Origin of the sequence: Cupriavidus sp. D39 (assembly GCF_026627925.1) — a bacterium.
Lineage (GTDB): Bacteria > Pseudomonadota > Gammaproteobacteria > Burkholderiales > Burkholderiaceae > Cupriavidus > Cupriavidus ulmosensis.
The window spans coordinates 2,960,146-2,979,466 of record NZ_JAPNLE010000009.1; the positions used below are offsets into that span (position 1 = coordinate 2,960,146).

The window sequence follows — 19,321 nt, forward strand, 5'->3', positions numbered from 1 at the left end:
CACATCTTCATACTTTGTTGCACCGCTCACAGCGGCGACACGAGCTGCAACAACGCCCGCTCAACGCAGGCGGAAATTGCCCATATTGCCAGGCATCTGCACGGGCGGCGTGGGCAGTGACTGGTTTTCCTGCGTGGCGTCCGGCGGCGGGCTGGTCGGCACGGTATCGTCATGCTCCGGCGGGTTGCCATCATAGATCTGGTACTCGCGGCGCTGCAGGTACGCGTCGCGCATGAAGGCGTACTTGTCGAGCGCCGCCATTTCGATCAGGCCCGTGGCGCCAAGCAGCGAGGCCCGGGCGTTGATGACACGCACCCCGAACAGCGAGTTGCGCAGCCACACGGGATCGATATACGCCGACGGATCGATCTGGCGGTCGACCAGCATGCCGGCGGTATCGCGCACCGTGCTCGGCCCGAACAGCGGCAGCACCAGGTACGGGCCTGCCGGCGCCCCCATACGCCCAGCGTCTGGCCGAAATCCTCCTTGTACTTCGGCAAGCCGGCCGGCGTGGCGATGTCGATCAGGCCGCCAATGCCCAGCACGCTGTTGATGACCACGCGCATGGAGTCTTCCGCGGCGCGGGTGGGCTTGCCCTGCAGCAGGTTGTTGACGGCCGAGTAGACATCGCTCACGTTGGAAAATGCGTTGTCGATCGCGGTGCGGATCGGCGACGGAACGTAATCGGCGTACACCTGGGCGACCGGGCGCAGCACGGCCCTGTCGACGGCGTCGTTGACCTTGAAGACTTCCCGGTTGAGGGGCTCGAGGGGATCCTTCGGGTTGGCCGTCGGGCCGGTTGCGCAACCTGCCGCCAGCCATGCGACCGACGCTGCCAGCAACCAGTTTCGTCCCGCGCGCCAGCGCGCAGCAGCACGCTTGCCGGTCATTTCAATCCCCCGCTGCACCGCTGGCGGCTCCGGCTCCGGCTCCAGCGGCAGCGCCGCCGGCGCTGTTGCCACCGGCCCCTGCATCGGCGGCCTTGTTGTACAGGAACTGCCCGATCAGGTTCTCCAGCACCACGGCCGATTGCGTCATGGTGATGCGCGAGCCTTCCGCCAGCATGGCGGTATCGCCGCCCGCCTCAAGGCCCAGGTACTGCTCCCCGAGCAAGCCGGAGGTCAGGATCTTGGCCGAGGTGTCCTTGGGAAACTGGTAGCGCTTTTCCAGGTTGATGGTCACGGTCGCCTGGTAGGTCTTGTCGTCGAAGCGGATATCGGCCACCCGGCCCACCACCACGCCGGCACTCTTTACCGGGGCGCGCGGCTTCAGGCCGCCGATATTATCGAAGCGCGCCTGCACCGAATAGGTCTCCTGGAACGACAGCGTACTCATGTTGCCGGCCTTTAGCGCCAGGAACAGCAGCGCCACGAAACCCGCCACAACAAACAGCCCAACCCAGAAATCGAGTGTATTTCTTTTCATCTGCGTCTCTTCTTCAAGTACTCCGGCTCCGGCGACCGCACCGGCCAAGTCAGCTGAACATCAGCGCAGTCAGCAGGAAATCCAGCGCCAGCACTGCCAGCGAGGCAATCACCACGGTGCGCGTAGTTGCGTGCGACACGCCTTCCGGCGTCGGCTTGGCCTGATAACCCTGGTACAACGCTATAAACGTCACCGCGATGCCAAAAATGAAGCTCTTTATGACGCCATTGAGCACGTCATTGCGAACATCCACCCCATTTTGCATCTGCGACCAGAACGCGCCCGCGTCCACGCCGATCATCTGCACCCCGACCACATAGCCGCCCAGGACGCCAACGGCGCTGAAAATCGCCGCCAGCACCGGCATGGCAACCACGCCAGCCCAGAAGCGCGGCGCGATCACGCGCTGCAGCGGGTTGACGGCCATCATTTCCATGGCGCTGAGCTGCTCCCCAGCCTTCATCAGGCCGATCTCGGCGGTGAGCGAGGTGCCGGCGCGGCCGGCGAACAGCAGCGCCGTCACCACCGGACCCAGCTCGCGCACCAGCGACAGCGCCACCAGCAGGCCTAGCGCCTGCTCCGAGCCGTAGCGATTCAGCGTGTAATAGCCCTGCAAACCCAGCACGAAGCCGACAAACAGGCCAGAAACCGCGATGATCACCAGCGACAGGTTGCCGACAAAGAAAATCTGGTCGCTCACCAGCCGGAAGCGGCGCAGCAGCGCCGGGGACATCGCCAGGACGGTGAAGAACATGCGCGTGGCATGGCCCAGGCCGCTGACCGACTGCCGCACCGCGGAGCCGATGCTCATGAAGAATCCCATCATCGTCCCGCCCCGCTCACGAAGTCCTCGGCCAGCGACGGCCCCGGATAGTGGAACGGAACCGGGCCGTCGGGCTCGGCATGGACGAACTGGTGCACGAAGGGATCCGTCGAGGCGCGCAGGGCCTCGGGCTCGCCTTCGGCGGCAATGCGGCCATTGGCGATGAAATAGACGTAGTCGGCAATGAGGAAGGTCTCGTTGACGTCGTGCGACACGATGATGGTGGTTGCCCCCAGCGCGTCGTTCAGGCTACGGATCAGGCGCGCGGTCAGGCCCAGCGAGATCGGGTCGAGCCCGGCGAAGGGCTCGTCGTACATCAGCAAGGCGGGATCGAGCGCGATGGCACGGGCCAGCGCCACCCGGCGCGCCATGCCGCCGGAGATCTCCGAAGGCATCAGCTCGCGCGCGCCGCGCAGGCCAACCGCATTGAGTTTCATCAGCACCAGGTCGCGGATCATCGACTCGGGCAAGTCGGTATGTTCGCGCAACGGGAAGGCAACGTTGTCGAACACCGAGAGATCGGTGAACAACGCGCCAAACTGGAACAGCATGCCCATCTGCCGCCGCACGGCATACAGGTCATTGCGGTCGAGGGTGGGAATATTGGCGCCGTTGAAGAGCACCTGGCCGCTCTGCGGCCTGACCTGGCCGCCGATCAGGCGCATCACGGTGGTCTTGCCGCAGCCGGAGCCGCCCATGACAGCCACCACCTTGCCGCGCGGGAAGCGCATGCTAAGGCCTGACAGGATTGGCTGGCCGCCCGCCGTATAGGCGAAATCGACAGCTTGGAGCTCGACGAGGTTTGAGGCGTAATCGGTCACGTTGGCACCGTGTTAGGCAGTCCGCCATTATAAGGGCTACTACCTAGCGCTGCCCGAAGCAGTGTGCCGCAATCCACATCCGTTAAACGCAAATAATTGTTTCATCACATTTGCGTTGCAAACTTCAATCGCCAAGCCCACGCAAGTTCCTCCTAAGGCTCAGTTGGCCCACCGGTTTGCCGCAAGATAACCTGCCACTGGATCGATTCCGAGCGGATCGCCGTCGCAAAGGCTTCCGGCGAATCGCGCAACGGCGTCAGCCCGGCCGCCAGCAAGCGGTCGCGCACCTCGCGCTCGCCCATGATGCTATCCAGTTCGCTGGCGATCCGCGCCACGATGGCATGCGGCGTCTTGGCCGGGGCAATGACGCCGTACCAGGCGCCCGCGCCGTAGCCATCCAGCCCCGACTCCTGCAGCGTGGGCACCGTGGGCGCCAGTTGCGAACGCGCCACGCCAGTCACGCCGAGCAGGCGCAAATTGCCACTCTTGACCTGGGCCTGCACGGAAGCAAATGTGCAGAAGCAGGCGCTGACGCGCCCGGCAAGCATCTCCTGCACCACCGCTGCTTCGCCCTTGGCCGTGACCAGCGGCACCCCGTTCGGCACACCGTGCACGGCATATTGGGCATAGAGGTGCGAGGGGCTGCCAGCCTGGCCGGAACCGTAGCTGTAGGATCCAGGGCTGGCGTTGACCGCGGCGAGCCATTGCTGTGGCGTGCGCATCGGCAGGCGCGCATCGATCACCAGGAACAGCGGCATGGTCGCGACCCGCGCCACCGGCGTGAAGTCGCGCACCACGTCATAAGGCACCGGCTCCAGGCCCGGCTGGATCAGCATGGTGGCCTGGTGGAACAGCAAGGTATGCCCGTCGGAACTGGCCTTGGCCACCACGTCTCCCGCGGTGGTGCCGCCCGCCCCAGGCCGGTTGTCGACGTCGACCGGCACGTCGAGGTGTACCGCCAGGCGCTCGGCCAGCAGGCGCGCGACGGCATCCGGCACGCCGCCGGCCGGAAAAGGCACGATCAGCCGGATAGGTCGGACGGGAAACGATATCGGGCGCGTAAACGCTGCCGGCGTCGCGGTAGCCGGCACGGAGGCTGGCCGGGCAAGGCCGGGTCCGCTCGCGGCAAGCAGCAGGGCAGCGAGGAACAGTGGATGCCAGACGTGCAAGAACAACTGCAGACAAGCCGGCATGGCAGCGGGGTGAAGCAACTTCGCCTTACCTCGCCAAAGCCGCGAAACAATGCGCACTTCGGACATCAATTCCTCCGGGCCACTGGCATTGCCGTGGCATCTTGATCGGCTGAAAAGGGATAAGCGAGGCAGTCTTTGTTTTTAATGTTCAGATCATTCTACGAAGAATGCCTAGAGCCGCACAGACCACGTTAACCATAGCCGGGACAACCCTGTGAGCACGGCTGGGCGCGGATCTCCGGGCATCCGCGGCCTCTCTCGTTCGGCGCCGCCTATAATCGCCCGTCATGCGTGAATACACTCTGCGGCCCATGCGGGCCACCGACCTGCCCGCCGTGCTGGAAATCCAGGCCAAGTGCTATCGCGGGATGCTGCTGGAATCCGCCGCGGCGCTGGGCAGCCGCCTGGCGCTGTCGCCCGCCACGTGCTGGGTGGCTGCCGAGCAGGAAGGCAAATTGGCAGCCTACCTGTTTACCCATATGTGGCCGCGGGACAGCCTGCCAGCACTCGACGACGTGCTGGAGCGGCATTGGGAGCGCGGTGGCGAGCCGGCCAGCACGCTGACCTGGTTCGTGCACGACATGGCGGTGGCGCCCGCCGGCCAGGGCAAGGGCCTGGCGCCAGCGCTCTACGCTGCTGCCCGTGCGCCCGCGCTCGATGCCGGATTGCGCTCGTCGCGGCTGGTCGCCGTGCAATCGGCGGCGGCTTGGTGGCGCAGACTCGGGTACGAGAATTTGACGCCCGCCAGCGCTGCCCTGTCCGCCAAACTGTCGGCTTACGGCGACGACGCCGTGCTGATGGGCAGCGCGCTGCAGCCAGGCTGAGCGCGCCGCAATAAAAAAACCCGCCCGGCTTGTGCGGGGCGGGTCTTGCGACGCGATCAACGCGTCACGGCATCAGCATTTCAGCAGATCAGCGCGGCAGTTCCGAATGCCCCATCAGGAAGGCATCGACCGAACGCGCGGCCTGGCGGCCTTCGCGGATCGCCCACACCACCAGCGACTGGCCGCGGCGCACGTCGCCGGCGGCGAACACCTTGGGCACGTTGGTGTGGTAAGCGCGATCGCCTTCGGTGCTGGCACGGGCGTTCTTGCGCGCGTCGGTGTCCACGCCGAAGGCGGAGAGCAGCGAGCCCACCGGGTTGGTGAAGCCCATGGCCAGCAGCACGAGGTCAGCCTTGAGGATGAACTCGCTGTCCGGCACTTCCTGCATCTTGCCGTCCTTCCACTCGACGCGGCAGGCCTTCAGCGCGGTGATCTTGCCGTTCTCGCCGATGAATTCCTTGGTGGCCACCGACCAGTCGCGGCTGCAGCCTTCGTCGTGCGAGGACGAGGTGCGCAGCTTGATCGGCCAGTACGGCCACACCAGCGCCTTGTTCTCTTCTTCCGGCGGCTGCGGCAGCAGCTCGAACTGGATGATCGATTCCGCGCCGTGGCGGTTCGAGGTGCCCACGCAGTCGGAGCCGGTGTCACCGCCGCCGATCACGATCACGTGCTTGCCATCGGCGCGCAGCGCGTTGGGCTCGTCGCCGGCCACTTCCTTGTTCTGCGGGATCAGGAATTCCAGCGCGTAGTGAATGCCGTCGAGGTCGCGCCCCGGCACCGGCAGGTCCCGCGGCACTTCCGAGCCACCCGCCAGCACCACGGCGTCGAACTGGTCTTGCAGGGCCTGGGCCGAGATGGTTTCACGCGCATAGTTCTTGATGCCGGCCGGCAGTTCGCCGTCGGTCACCATCACGCCGGCACGGAAGGTCACGCCTTCGGCCTGCATCTGCTCCATGCGGCGGTCGATCAGCCACTTCTCGAGCTTGAAGTCGGGGATGCCGTAGCGCAGCAGGCCACCGATGCGGTCGTTCTTCTCGAACACGGTCACGTCGTGGCCGGCGCGTGCCAGCTGCTGGGCGACGGCCATGCCTGCGGGGCCGGAGCCGACCACGGCAACGGTCTTGCCGGTCTTGTGCTTGGGCGGTTGCGGGGCAACCCAGCCTTCTTCCCAGGCCTTGTCGATGATGGCGTGCTCGATCGACTTGATGCCGACCGGTGCTTCATTGATGCCCAGCGTGCAGGCCGCCTCGCACGGTGCCGGGCAGATGCGGCCCGTGAACTCGGGGAAGTTGTTGGTCTGGTGCAGCACCTCGATCGCCGACTTCCAGTCCTGGCGGTAAACCAGGTCGTTGAAGTCAGGAATGATGTTGTTGACCGGGCAGCCGTTGTTGCAGAACGGAATGCCGCAGTCCATGCAGCGCGCGCCCTGGATCTTCGCTTCGCTGTCGGACAGCGCGAATACGAATTCCTTGTAGTGCTTCACGCGCTTGGTTACGGGCTCGTAACCTTCGTTCTGGCGCGGAAATTCGAGAAAGCCAGTCGCCTTACCCATGTTGCGTCCTTGGTCATGCTGAGCGGCGCCGGCGCATGCGCCGGCCCCGCTGTGAGGTCAGTATCTTGTGAGGCCGGCGCGGATCCGCGACAGCGCTCATGCTTGGTCGGGCTCGCTGCCCTGCCCTTGGGGCTCAGGCGGCGATGGCTTCCCGGTCGCTGTCCCTCGCTTCCTGCTCCTTGGCGTACATCTCGCCCAGCGCGCGCTTGTACTCGGTCGGGAAGACCTTGACGAACTTGCGGCGTGCCGTGGCCCAGTCGGCCAGCAATGCCTTGGCGCGCTCGGAACCCGTGAAGCGGAAATGCTGCTCGATCAAGCCCTTGAGGATGACTTCATCCAGCTGGCGCTGGCCGTTCACCTTGTGCCAGGAAGCGGCCGACTGGCCCTTTTCCTGGTCCGCCGCGGCCAGCACGGTTTCCAGTGCCACCATCGAGGTGTTGCAGCGCTTGTCGAACAAGCCGTCCTCGTCATAGACGTAGGCCATGCCGCCCGACATGCCGGCCGCGAAATTGCGCCCGGTGCCGCCCAGCACCACCACGGTGCCGCCGGTCATGTACTCGCAACCATGATCGCCCGTGCCTTCCACTACCGCGGCGGCGCCGGAGTTGCGAACCGCGAAGCGTTCGCCGGCCACGCCGTTGAAGAAGGCTTCGCCGGCAATCGCGCCGTACAGCACGGTGTTGCCCACGATGATGTTGCGGGTCGGGTCGCCGCGGAACTCGTGCGGAGCGCGCACGATCACGCGGCCGCCCGACAGGCCCTTGCCCACGTAGTCGTTGCCATCGCCAACCAGGTCCAGCGTGACGCCGTGCGCCAGGAAAGCGCCGAAGGACTGGCCTGCGGTGCCTTGCAGCTGGATGTGAATGGTGTCGTCAGGCAAGCCTTCATGGCCATACTGCTTGGCCACCACGCCCGAGAGCATCGCGCCGACGGTACGGTTGACGTTCTTCACCGGCTGGATGAACGACACGCGCTCACCCTTGTCGATGGCCGGACGCGCCTTGGCGATCAGCACGTGGTCCAGCGCCTTGCCGGCTTCCAGCGACAGGCCGTGATCCTGCACGTCGGTGTGGAAACGCGGCAACTCGGCGGGGAACGGTGCCTGGTAGAACACGCGGGTGAAATCGAGGCCGCGTGCCTTCCAGTGCTCGATGCCGGGCTTGGTGTCGAGCAGGTCGGCGCGGCCGATCAGCTCGTCGAACGTGCGGATGCCCAGTTGCGCCATGATCTCGCGGGCTTCTTCGGCAATGAAGAAGAAGAAGTTCACCACGTGTTCGGGCTTGCCCTGGAACTTCGCGCGCAGCGCCGGATCCTGCGTGGCCACGCCTACCGGGCAGGTATTCAGGTGGCACTTGCGCATCATGATGCAGCCTTCTGCCACCAGCGGCGCGGTAGCGAAGCCGAACTCGTCGGCACCCAGCAGCGCGCCGATGACGACGTCGCGGCCGGTCTTCATCTGGCCGTCGGCCTGCACGCGGATGCGGTTACGCAAGCCGTTGAGCATCAGCGTCTGCTGGGTCTCGGCGAGACCCAGCTCCCACGGCGTGCCGGCGTGCTTGATCGACGACAGCGGCGAAGCGCCGGTGCCGCCGTCATGGCCGGCAATCACCACGTGATCGGCCTTGGCCTTGGCCACGCCCGCGGCCACGGTGCCCACGCCCACTTCGGACACGAGCTTGACAGAGATATCGGACGCCGGGTTGACGTTCTTCAGGTCGTGGATCAGCTGTGCCAGATCTTCGATCGAGTAGATGTCATGGTGCGGCGGCGGCGAGATCAGGCCCACGCCCGGCACGGAGTAACGCAGCTTGCCGATGTAGTCCGAGACCTTGTGGCCGGGCAGCTGGCCGCCTTCGCCGGGCTTGGCGCCCTGCGCCATCTTGATCTGGATCTGGTCGGCGGACGCCAGGTATTCGGCGGTTACGCCGAAACGGCCCGATGCCACCTGCTTGATCTTCGAGCGCAGCGAATCGCCTGCCTGCAGTTCCTGGTCGCGCACGACGGCTTCGCTACCCAGGAGGCCCTGCATCGTATCGCCCTGCTTGATGGGGATGCCGCGCAGTTCGTTGCGGTAGCGCTTCTCGTCCTCGCCGCCTTCGCCGGTGTTCGACTTGCCGCCGATGCGGTTCATCGCGACGGCCAGCGTGGCGTGAGCCTCGGTAGAGATCGAACCCAGCGACATGGCGCCGGTGGCGAAACGCTTGACGATCTCCTTGGCCGGTTCCACTTCTTCCAGCGCAATGGCGCGGGTCGGATCGACCTTGAACTCGAACAGGCCGCGCAGCGTCGTGCGGCGACGGCTCTGGTCGTTGATGATGTTGGCGTATTCCTTGTACGTCTGGTACGCGCCCTTGCCGTCGTCGGCGCGCACGGCGTGCTGCAGCTTGGCCACCGAGTCAGGGGTCCACATGTGCGCTTCGCCGCGAACGCGGTAGGCGTACTCGCCGCCGGTCTCCAGCATGGTTTCCAGCACCGGGTTGTCGCCGAAGGCGTCCTGGTGCAGGCGCAGCGCTTCCTCGGCCACTTCGAAGATGCCGATGCCTTCGACATTCGATGCGGTGCCGTGGAAGTACTTCTGCACCAGTTCGCGCGACAGGCCGATGGCTTCGAAGATCTGCGCGCCGGTGTACGACATATAGGTGGAGATGCCCATCTTGGACATCACCTTCTGCAGGCCCTTGCCGATCGCCTTGACGAAGTTCTTGACCGCCTTCTCGGGCGACAGGTCGCCGGACAGGCCTTGCGCCATGTCGGCCAGCGTTTCCATCGCCAGGTACGGGTGCACGGCTTCGGCGCCGTAGCCACCCAGCAGGGCGAAGTGATGCACCTCGCGCGCCGTGCCGGTTTCCACCACCAGGCCGGCCGAGGTGCGCAGGCCCTTGTCCACCAGGTGATGGTGGATGGCCGACGTTGCCAGCAGCGCGGGAATGGCCACGTGCTCGGCATCGACGCGGCGGTCCGACACGATCAGGATGTTGTAGCCCGAGCGCACGGCATCCACGGCTTCCGCGCACAGCGAGGCCAGGCGGGCTTCGATGCCTTCCTTGCCCCATGCCTGCGGATAGCAGATGTTCAGTTCATACGAACGGAACTTGCCGCCGGTGTAGTGCTCGATGTTGCGGATCTTGGCGATGTCCTTGAAGTCCAGCACGGGCTGGGACACTTCGAGGCGCATCGGCGGGTTGATGTTGTTGAGCTCGAGCAGGTTGGGCTTGGGTCCGATGAAGGACACCAGCGACATCACCATGTTTTCGCGGATCGGGTCGATCGGCGGGTTGGTGACCTGGGCGAACAGCTGCTTGAAGTAGTGATACAGCGTCTTGTTCTTGGACGACAGCACGGCCAGCGGGCTGTCATTGCCCATCGAGCCGGTGGCTTCCTCGCCGGCCAGCGCCATCGGCGCCATCAGGAACTTGACGTCCTCCTGCGTATAGCCGAAGGCTTGCTGGCGATCCAGCAGGCGTGCGTCCGGCTTCTTCTCGGCAGCCACGTCCTCGGGCTTGGCATCCAGCTCATCGAGCTTGATGCGCACGGCGTCGATCCAGCTCTTGTACGGCTTGGCGTTGGCCAGGTTGTCCTTGAGCTCCTTGTCGTCGATGATGCGGCCTTGCTCCATGTCGATCAGGAACATCTTGCCCGGCTGCAGGCGCCATTTCTGCACGATGCGCGACTCGGGGAAGGGCAGCACGCCGGCTTCCGAAGCCAGCACCACGATGTCATCCTCGGTCACGTAGAAACGTGCCGGACGCAGGCCGTTACGGTCCAGCGTGGCGCCGATCTGGCGGCCATCGGTGAAGCAGATCGCGGCGGGGCCGTCCCACGGCTCCATCATGGCAGCGTGGTACTCGTAGAAGGCGCGGCGGTTGTCGTCCATCATGGTGTGCTGTTCCCAGGCTTCCGGGATCATCATCATCATGGCGTGGACGAGCGGGTAGCCGGCCATCGTCAACAGTTCGAGGCAATTGTCGAACGATGCGGTGTCCGACTGGCCGGGATAGATCAGCGGCCACAGCTTGGGCAGGTCGTCGCCCAGCACCGGCGACGAGATGGCGCCGGTCCGTGCGTTGACCCAGTTCACATTGCCCTTGACCGTGTTGATTTCGCCGTTGTGGGCGACCATGCGGTACGGGTGGGCCAGCTCCCAGGCCGGGAAGGTGTTGGTGGAGAAACGCTGGTGCACCAAGGCCAGGGCCGAGACGGCGCGCGGGTCCTGCAGGTCCAGGTAGTACTCGCCGACTTGCGTTGCCAGCAGCAGGCCCTTGTACACCACCGTGCGCGCCGACATCGACGGCACGAAGTACTCCTTGCCGTGCTTGAGCTTGAGCGCCTGGATGGCGTGGCTGGCGGTCTTGCGGATCACGTAGAGCTTACGTTCCAGCGCGTCCGTGGTCATGATGTCGCGGCCGCGCCCGATGAAGATCTGGCGGATCACCGGCTCGGTGGTGCGCACCGTCGGCGACATCGGCATGGCGGCGTCCACCGGCACATCGCGCCAGCCCAGCACGACCTGGCCTTCCAGGCGCACGGTGCGCTCGAGCTCTTGCTCGCAGGCCAGGCGGGAGGCGTGCTCCTTCGGCAGGAAGATCATGCCAACGCCGTACTCGCCGGACGGCGGCAGGGTCACGCCCTGCTTGGCCATGTCTTCGCGGTAGAACTGGTCAGGGATCTGGATCAGGATACCGGCACCGTCGCCCATCAGCGCATCGGCGCCGACCGCGCCGCGGTGATCCAGGTTCTCCAGGATCTTCAGGCCTTGCTGGACGATCTCATGGCTCTTCTTGCCCTTGATATGGGCAACCATGCCGACGCCGCAGGCGTCTTTTTCATTGGCGGGGTCGTACATGCCCTGGGCTTGCGGACGCGAGGCAGGCGCGTACGTGGCGGCAGCAGGCTCTGCGGCCTGCGCTTGGGCCATCGTTTGCTTTGATTGGGATTGCGATTGGTCCACGGGCTTGATTCCGGTGAGGGCTGCGAGCCAGCAAGGCAGACCGGAACGGGGACCGCACTCTTCCACCGGGGCCGGTTGAAAACCGGGGACGGGGAACCAGAGAGACAGCGGGGCCGCAGCGGCGTACACAGGCGTGACGCGCCGCACAATGAATGTGGGTGGAGGAACTATAAAAGAATCGTACCCGTCCCGCAAAATTTTTAAATGGGGTCAGATCATAAATATACTCGCACCACAACGGGGATGGTCTTTATTTGGGGACAGATTAAGTATGGTGCACCGCGGCGCGTGCTCTATCGACCTCCGTCGTAGTCGAGCGCACCATGCCTCATTTGCCCATGTGGGGTGGCTGGACCGTATCGGGCGCGGACTCCCGGTCCATCGCGGACCGGCCCGCCGGGCGGCCCTTGGGCAACGGCTGCACGCGCCGCCCGCCCTGGCGCTCCAGTTGCGCAAGAAAGGCCGCGTCACCCAGGGGCCAGCCGCTATGCGCGTGGCTGCGCAGCGTGGCCAGGGTCATCGACGACAGCCCTTCGGCGGTGACGGCGCGGTAGTTGGATTGGCGCTCGAACGGCGTATTGCCCAGCGCCCAGTACGCAGAGTGATCGCTCACAAAGGGGCTGGCCTCGATGCCGGCATGGTGGCGATAGCTGCTCCAGCGATCCCCCTCCGCCGAGGTCACCTCGCCGGCGCGCACGGCGTTGCCCTCCACGTACTGCATGGCCGGCAACATCCAGGCGGCGGGGTCGAACACCGCCGAGCGAAAGCGGCCATCCCACAGCGTGCCGGTACGGCCCGCGACCCGGTTGAAATGGCGCGCATAGCGGCGCCCTACGGCTTGCATGGTGAGGCTCAGCGAATCGGCATGCCGGGGGTTGCCACCAGGTGGACATGATTCGGCCGCAAGGCATAGGCGTGGATCGCGAGGTCGTGCTCCCGCGCTGCCATGCGCAGGCAGTCCAGGTAATGGAGGTAGTCGTCGGTGCCACGGAAGACCTGCTGACGATTGTTGCCGCGTTGCAACACCAGCGCCGGCAGCGAAGCCGGGGAGAAACGAGGAAGTCGGGCCATGATGGGTGAAGAGGATCGGCGATAAGCGCTTGCCGGGCGGATGGCTCAAACGGAAGCGATGCCCGATGATAGCCTAGCCGCAGCCTGATCCGTCCCCAATTTTCCCGCCGGCCGCGCGGGCCTAGCTTCCTTCGTCGACTGCAAATATGCGGCGGTGCTCCCGGATCGCATAGCGGTCGGTCATGCCGGCAATGTAGTGCGAGATCAGCCGGGACTGGTCGCGGCCCTGCCCCGCCTGGTACTGCGGCGGCAGCAGGCGCGGATCGGCCATGAAGACATCGAACAGGTCGGTGATGATGCGCTGGGCCTTGGAGGACATGCGCATCACCAGGTAATGGCGATAGAGATGGCGGAACAAGAAGCGCTTGAGCGCCGCCGCTTCCTCGCGCACCGGCGCGCTGAAGGCCACCATCGGGCCCGCGGCCCGCACGGCCTCGATGCTGCGCGGGTTGGCGGCGGCAATGTTCTGGCTGGTGGTTTCGATCAGGTCGACGATCAGCGTGTTGATCATGCGGCGCACGGTCTCGTTGATCACGCGCCGCCCGTTGATGCCGGGAAACGCCGCCATCGCCTCGGCCCGGTGGCGCCCCCACATTGGCACTTCGTCCATCTGCTCGAGCGTGAGCAGCCCGGAGCGCAGGCCGTCGTCGATATCGTGGTTGTTGTAGGCGATCTCGTCGGCCAGGTTGGCCAGTTGAGCCTCCAGCGAGGGCTGCGTCCCCTCCAGGAAGCGCCGGCCCAGTTCGCCAAGCGCAGAGGCATTGACGCGCGAGCAATGCTTGAGCACGCCCTCGCGCGTCTCGAAGGTCAGGTTGAGCCCGTTGAAGCCGCCATAGCGCTCCTCCAGCTCATCCACCACCAACAGGCTCTGCAGGTTGTGCTCGAAGCCGCCGTGGTTCTTCATGCAGTTGTTCAGCGCATCCTGGCCGGCATGGCCGAAGGGCGTGTGGCCCAGGTCGTGCGCCAGCGAGATGGCTTCGACCAGGTCCTCGTTCAGGCGCAGGTTGCGGGCGATGGAGCGCGCAATCTGCGCCACTTCCAGGCTATGGGTGAGCCGGGTGCGGAACAGGTCACCTTCATGGTTGACGAAGACCTGGGTCTTGTACTCGAGCCGCCGGAAGGCCGTGCTATGGATGACGCGGTCGCGGTCGCGCTGGAACTCCGTGCGCGAGGACGAGGCCGGTTCGGCGTGTACCCGCCCAAGTGTCTGCGCGGAGCGGGCGGCATAGGGAGCGAGATGGCTTTCGAGGTCGGTCATGCGGCAATCCGGTCAGGCGTCCAGCCGGGTGGCGGTACGCCGCCCGGCCGGGGTTGCAAGGCATAACCGATCGCGTCAGGCGACCGGCGCCTCGGTAGGCGGCCTGAGCACCGCGTGCTGCAAGGTAGCGCGCAAGTCAGGGTCCGGCACGGTGGTGATGAAGGCTGCGCCCAGCTTCCTGAGCAGGATGAACTTGATGCTGCCGGCTTCTGCCTTCTTGTCCACTTTCATCAGTTCGATGTAGCGGTCGGTGCCAAGTTCCGGCGCGACCACCGGCAGCATGGCGGCGCGGATGAGCTGCACAACGCGCGCGCGCGTTTCGATATCGATGAAGCCGAGCCGGTGCGACAGATCCGCCGCCATCACCATGCCGCAACCCACGGCCTCGCCGTGCAGCCATTCGCCGTAGCCCATGCCCGCCTCGATGGCGTGGCCGAATGTGTGGCCAAAGTTAAGCATGGCGCGCAGACCGCCCTCGCGCTCGTCCTGGGCCACCACGGCGGCCTTGATCTCGCAGGAACGCTTGACCGCCAGCGCCATGATGTCGGGATCACAGGCGTTGAGCGCGCGGATATTGCGCTCGATCCAGCCGAAATACTCGGCATCGGCCATGGCGCCGTGCTTGATCACTTCGGCCAGGCCCGCCGCGAGTTCGCGCTCCGGCAGCGTGCGCAAGGTGTCGATGTCGGCAATCACCGCATTAGGCTGGTGGAAGGCGCCGATCATGTTCTTGCCGAGCGGGTGGTTGATGCCGGTCTTGCCGCCCACCGACGAATCCACCTGCGACAGCAGGGTCGTGGGCACCTGCACGAATGGCACGCCGCGCATGTAGCAGGCGGCGGCAAACCCGGTCATGTCGCCCACCACGCCGCCGCCCAGGGCGATCAGCGTGGTCTTGCGGTCAGCGCCCGCGCTCAGCAGCGCGCCGAAGATCAGGTTGAGCGTTTCCCACTGCTTGAAGGCTTCGCCGTCGGGCAGGGTCACGGTGCGCACGGTCTTGCCGAGCGCCGCCAGGCTGGCCTGGACACGGGCTGCGTATAGCGGCCCTACGGTCTCATTGGTGACGATGACGGCATGCTGGCCACGCACATGGGGGCGGAACAACTCAGTCTGGTCGAGCAGGCCGGTGCCGATATGGATGGGGTAGCTGCGCTCCCCAAGGCTGACTTCAAGGGTGATCATTGTGATTCTGGTCCTGCGCCGGGAGGTTGTCCGCGCACTCGCCGTCCGCCCCTTCGGGCTCTTCGGCAGCAACGGTGAAACCGGCCATTTCAAGTTGCATCAACACCATATTAGCAAGCTGCGCTACCGAAGGCTTGCCGGTTTCGATGATGAAATCCGCCACCTCGCGGTAAAGCGGGTCGCGCTCGCCATAGAGCGTTTCCAGCCGTCCCTTGGGGTCTTCGGTCTGCAGCAGCGGGCGATTGCGGTCGTGACGGGTGCGCAGCCACAGGTCGTGCGGGCTGGCGCGCAGGTAGACCACGGTGCCGCGCGCCTTCAGGTGCGCCCGATTCTCCGGGCGCAGCACGGCGCCGCCGCCGGTGGCCAGCACGATGCCGCGGCGCTGGGTAAGCTCGTCGATCGCCTGCGCCTCGCGGTCGCGAAAGCCCGCTTCGCCCTCGTGCTCGAAGATGATCGGGATGCGCACGCCGCAACGCGCCTCGAGTTCGTGATCCGAATCGAAGAACGGGTAGTTCAGGCGCCGGGCCACGGTGCGGCCGACGGTGGTCTTGCCGGCACCCATCAGGCCGACAAAGAAAAGGTTCGGGCGGGTGACTGTCACTGGCGTGTCGGGCGGGAGCCGGGTCTCTGGCCGGCCCTCGCGGTGGAAAACTGCATCATCTTCTTCTGTTGGGACGATCCGGGCAAGTGGCGCGGCGCAATCGGCACAAGGCAACCCGCCTTGCGACGCGCCTTGCGCGCCTGCCCCATGCCGCCTCGCCCAATCTCTCTGGCCCGCCTGGACAATAAAAAAGCCGCATCGAAACGATGCGGCCTGCCAGTCTACTGCATCCGGCGCGAGCGGGGCTATTTCAGCGACACGCCGTCGTTGAGCACGCGCGGCGTCAGGAACACCAGCAGCTCGGTCCGGTTGTTGACCTTGGCGTTGTCCTTGAACAGGTTGCCGAGCACCGGGATATCCCCCAGGAATGGCACCTTGTTCACATTGGTGGACTCGGTCTGGCTATAAATGCCGCCAATCACCACGGTGCCGCCGTTCTCCACCAGCACCTGCGTCTGCACGTGCTTGGTGTCGATGGCAAAGCCCGAGGTGGTCTGGATGCCCACGCTGTCCTTGTTGACGTCGACGTCCAGCAGGACATTGCCTTCTGGCGTGATCTGCGGCGTGACTTCCAGCTTCAGGTTGGCCTTGCGGAACTGCACCGAGGTGGCGCCGCTGGAGGTGGCGGCCTGGTAGGGCAGCTCCGTGCCTTGCTCGATCAGCGCCTTGATATTGTTGGCGGTGACCACGCGTGGGCTGGAGATGATCTTGCCCCGCCCATCCGCTTCCAGCGCGGACAGCTCGAGCGCCAGGAAACGGCCGGCAGCGTTGTTGAACAGGCTGACCGCGACCGAAGCCGGGTTGACGCCGTTGATCGCCGCCGCCGGCAGGCTCAGCGCCGGGCCATTGTCCCAGGTCGCGTTCTGCGTCACCGGGCTCACCACATTGGTGTAGGTGTTGCCATAGCCGGCGCCGGCCGTCTTGGAGGCAAAGCCCAGCTTGACGCCCAGGTTGCGGCTGAAGGTATCGTTGGCCTCGACGATGCGCGCCTCGATGATGACCTGGCGCACCGGGATGTCGATCTTGCCAAGGAAGCTCTGCACCTCTTCCAGCTTGGTCGCGATATCGGAGACGAACAGCTGGTTGGTACGGGGATCGGCGGTCAGCGAGCCGCGCTTGGACAGCATGCGGGTGCTGCCCGCCGTGCCGGCCAGGCCACCCACCGCACCGATCGGGCTTACGCTGCCCAGCGCGCCCGCGCCGCCGGCGGAACCTGCCGCGGCCAGCCCGAGCAGCATGCGCCGCACGTCTTCGGCACGCTGGTAGTTGAGCTGGAACACCTGGCTGCGGATCGGCTCGAGGTCATTGATCTGCTGCTGCGATTCGAGCTCGAGCTTTTCCTTGGTGGCCAGTTCAGCCTTGGGCGCCACCCACAGCACATTGCCGTTGCGGCGCGAGGCCAGGCCCTTGGCATCGAGCACGATCTGCAGGGCCTGGTCCCAGGGCACATCCTTCAGGCGCAGCGTCAGGTTGCCCTGCACGCTTTCGCTGGTGATGATGTTGAGGTTGGTGAAATCGGCGAACACCTGCAGCAGCGAACGGATGTCGATGTTCTGGAAGTTCAGCGAGAGCCGCTCGCCGCGGAAGCCTGCCCCGCTGATCAGCTTGGCCGGATCTTCCTTGACCGGGCGCACCTCCACCACGAACTGCGTATCGGTCTGGTAGGAGCTGTACTCCCAATTGCCGCGCGGCTCGATGGCAAGGCGCGTGGTGCCGTTGTTTTCGCTCGCCCGCATGCCCTGCACCGGGGTGCCGAAATCGCTCACGTCATAGCGCCGGCGCAGGGCGTCGGGCAATGACGTATTCAGGAATTCGACCACCACGTTCTGGCCCTGCTGCGCGATATTGATGGCGGAGTCCCGCGATGAGAGATCCACCACGATGCGGCCCGCGCCATCCTGGCCGCGGCGAAAATCGATATTGCGCAAGATTGACCGGTTCCACGGCGCCGCAGGCGCTTGCGCCGAGCTGACGGCGAAAGTCGGCACGGCGGCCCTGGCGGTCGGGGCGACGTTGTCGAGCAACACCACGAACTGGTTGCCGCGCACTTCGGTGCGATAGCTGGCCACGCGGGTCAGGTCGAGGACCATGCGGGTGCGGTCGCCGATCTGCACCACATTGGCGCTCTTGAGCAACTTGCCCCCAAAGTCGTATTGCGCCCGCCCGGCCGCGAAACCGGTATCGAGGAAATCGATGGCGAGCTTGGGCGGATTCTGCGTGGTGAAGTCGGCCGGCTTCTGCGTTGGCGGCCCCTGCAGCTCGACCGTGAACACGGTCTGCTCGCCCACCGTGGTGGCATCCACGTGCTTGACCGCGTTGCCCGTTGTCGATTGCGCCTGCGCAGCCGGCGCGCCCAAGACCAGCATCATCACCGCAGCGCCAGCAAGCGCCCGGTACCAGCGACCCATGATCATGCCGACCCCTCCAGCTTCAGGCTGGTCATTTTTTCTTTCCACTCGGCTACCCCTTCCCGGACCAATTCGCGCAACACGATCTCCTGATCGTTGATGCGGACCACCCGGCCGTAGTTCTGGCCGAGATACTGACCCACCTTGACGTGGTGGATCTTGTTATCTACCTGCACGACGCCGTAGGTCTCGCCGCTCTTCTTCATGGCGCCCAGCATCTTGAAGTTCTCCAGCGGGAAATCCTCCAGCGGCTCGCGCCGACGGCCGGATTCCGGGGACTCGGACAGAACCCGGTTGAGGTCGCCGATCTTGTTCTGGGCAAAGGGCTCGGGCGCACTGCGGCCCTCGTAGTCGCGCGGCACGTACGGCTTGGGCTCGGGCAGCGGCGCCGGCGGCGGCGCCTTGGCGGCCTGGGCTTGCGCCATCCACTGGCGCAGGCCGTCTTCCTCGCTGCTTCCGCAGGCTGCCAACAGCGCGACGCCGATCAGCGCGCAAGCGCAGGCACGCAGGCGCGAAGCCTGGATCGCTGGCATCATTTTTTCGCTCCCGCGGCCGTCTTGGCCGCCGCGGCGTCCGCCTTGCGCTGCGCCGCCTGTTCTTCGGGATCCAGCGCGCGGTAGGCCATTGCCACGGCCTCCATCGTCAGCCCGCCATCCTTGCCGGTGGCGAACTGCAGCCCCTGCATCGAGACGATGCGCGAGAGCGCGGCAACATCGGCATTGAACTGGGCCACGTCGTGATAGCGGCCGGTGACCTTCAGGTTGACCGGGATCTCGGCAAAGTAGGGCTTGATCACGGCGGATTGCGGCTTGAACAACTCGAACTGCAGGCCACGCGCCACGCCAGCGTGATTGACGTCGGCCAGCAGCGCGTCCATCTCGGTCTTGTTGGGCAACTGGCGCTCGACCAGCGCCACGCGCTGCTCCACTTCGGCCTTTTGCTTGCGCAGGGCGTCCAGGTTGGCCACCTGCGCCACCTTGCTCATGTAGGACTGCTTCAGGGTGTCCTGCTCGGCATGCCGGCGATCGAGATCCTCGAGCTTGCCGCCCCAGTAGAACTGCCAGCCAAGCAGCAGCACCAGCGCCGCAGCCAGCACCGCGAACAGCACCCGCGGGGCGGCCGGCCAGGTTTCCGGCTCATTGAGGTTCAGGCCACGGAACTGCGCGGTGAGATCGTTCAACGTGGCCAGCGAGATTTCGCTATTGAGTGCCATGG

The 19,321-nt window shown here is 65.5% G+C and carries 13 protein-coding genes and 2 pseudogenes; 1 reads left to right on the plus strand and 14 read right to left on the minus strand.

Annotation, left to right across the window (positions count from 1 at the left end; translation table 11 throughout):
* Positions 1-60: 60 nt before the first annotated feature.
* The 5 genes and pseudogenes from OMK73_RS25945 to OMK73_RS25965 all read right to left on the minus strand — a co-directional run bounded on the left by OMK73_RS25945 (position 61) and on the right by OMK73_RS25965 (position 4,262).
* Positions 61-974, minus strand: a pseudogene (locus OMK73_RS25945) (VacJ family lipoprotein).
* On the minus strand, positions 892-1,425 hold the full coding sequence (gene mlaD, locus OMK73_RS25950; protein ID WP_267604547.1) for an outer membrane lipid asymmetry maintenance protein MlaD: 534 nt from the start codon (positions 1,423-1,425) through the stop codon (positions 892-894). Before mlaD ends, OMK73_RS25945 begins: the two are co-directional and overlap by 83 nt.
* A 49-nt stretch (positions 1,426-1,474) precedes the next feature.
* Positions 1,475-2,251, minus strand: coding sequence for a lipid asymmetry maintenance ABC transporter permease subunit MlaE (mlaE, locus tag OMK73_RS25955; protein ID WP_267604548.1), 777 nt, complete (start codon positions 2,249-2,251; stop codon positions 1,475-1,477).
* Entirely contained in the window at positions 2,248-3,069 is an 822-nt protein-coding gene (locus tag OMK73_RS25960; protein ID WP_267604549.1) for an ABC transporter ATP-binding protein, read from the minus strand. Before OMK73_RS25960 ends, mlaE begins: the two co-directional genes overlap by 4 nt.
* Positions 3,070-3,221: 152 nt before the next feature.
* Positions 3,222-4,262 (minus strand): Bug family tripartite tricarboxylate transporter substrate binding protein, encoded by a 1,041-nt coding sequence (locus OMK73_RS25965; protein WP_420715573.1) that lies wholly within the window; start codon positions 4,260-4,262, stop codon positions 3,222-3,224.
* Positions 4,263-4,549: 287 nt separating this feature from the next.
* On the opposite strand from OMK73_RS25965, the gene OMK73_RS25970 reads away from it, so the two are divergent.
* Positions 4,550-5,086: a GNAT family N-acetyltransferase gene (locus OMK73_RS25970; protein ID WP_267604551.1), complete on the plus strand. Its 537-nt coding sequence runs from the start codon at positions 4,550-4,552 to the stop codon at positions 5,084-5,086.
* A gap of 88 nt (positions 5,087-5,174) precedes the next feature.
* On the opposite strand, the gene OMK73_RS25975 is transcribed toward OMK73_RS25970, so the two are convergent.
* From OMK73_RS25975 to OMK73_RS26015, 9 genes and pseudogenes are all read right to left on the minus strand, one after another.
* Positions 5,175-6,638: a glutamate synthase subunit beta gene (locus tag OMK73_RS25975; protein WP_183034187.1), complete on the minus strand. Its 1,464-nt coding sequence runs from the start codon at positions 6,636-6,638 to the stop codon at positions 5,175-5,177.
* Positions 6,639-6,771: 133 nt separating this feature from the next.
* Positions 6,772-11,553 (minus strand): glutamate synthase-related protein, encoded by a 4,782-nt coding sequence (locus OMK73_RS25980; RefSeq protein ID WP_420715574.1) that lies wholly within the window; start codon positions 11,551-11,553, stop codon positions 6,772-6,774.
* Positions 11,554-11,914: 361 nt separating this feature from the next.
* Positions 11,915-12,657 (minus strand): annotated as a pseudogene (locus tag OMK73_RS25985) (transposase).
* 121 nt (positions 12,658-12,778) lie between these two features.
* Complete coding sequence (locus OMK73_RS25990) at positions 12,779-13,915, minus strand: deoxyguanosinetriphosphate triphosphohydrolase (protein ID WP_267604552.1); 1,137 nt, start codon at positions 13,913-13,915, stop codon at positions 12,779-12,781.
* A 75-nt stretch (positions 13,916-13,990) separates the two neighbouring features.
* The gene (gene aroB / locus OMK73_RS25995) at positions 13,991-15,097 is read right to left on the minus strand and encodes a 3-dehydroquinate synthase (protein WP_267604553.1); all 1,107 of its coding nucleotides are present in this window, start codon (positions 15,095-15,097) and stop codon (positions 13,991-13,993) included.
* The gene (locus OMK73_RS26000) at positions 15,084-15,698 is read right to left on the minus strand and encodes a shikimate kinase (protein WP_043350282.1); all 615 of its coding nucleotides are present in this window, start codon (positions 15,696-15,698) and stop codon (positions 15,084-15,086) included. The genes aroB and OMK73_RS26000 overlap by 14 nt, the downstream gene beginning before the upstream one ends.
* Positions 15,699-15,943: 245 nt before the next feature.
* Positions 15,944-18,112: a type IV pilus secretin PilQ gene (pilQ, locus tag OMK73_RS26005; protein ID WP_267604554.1), complete on the minus strand. Its 2,169-nt coding sequence runs from the start codon at positions 18,110-18,112 to the stop codon at positions 15,944-15,946.
* A complete protein-coding gene (locus OMK73_RS26010; RefSeq protein WP_267604555.1) occupies positions 18,109-18,642 on the minus strand; it encodes a pilus assembly protein PilP in 534 nt (177 codons plus the stop codon). Before OMK73_RS26010 ends, pilQ begins: the two co-directional genes overlap by 4 nt.
* Positions 18,639-19,319, minus strand: coding sequence for a type 4a pilus biogenesis protein PilO (locus OMK73_RS26015; protein WP_267604556.1), 681 nt, complete (start codon positions 19,317-19,319; stop codon positions 18,639-18,641). The genes OMK73_RS26010 and OMK73_RS26015 overlap by 4 nt, the downstream gene beginning before the upstream one ends.
* Between the last annotated feature and the right edge of the window lie 2 nt (positions 19,320-19,321).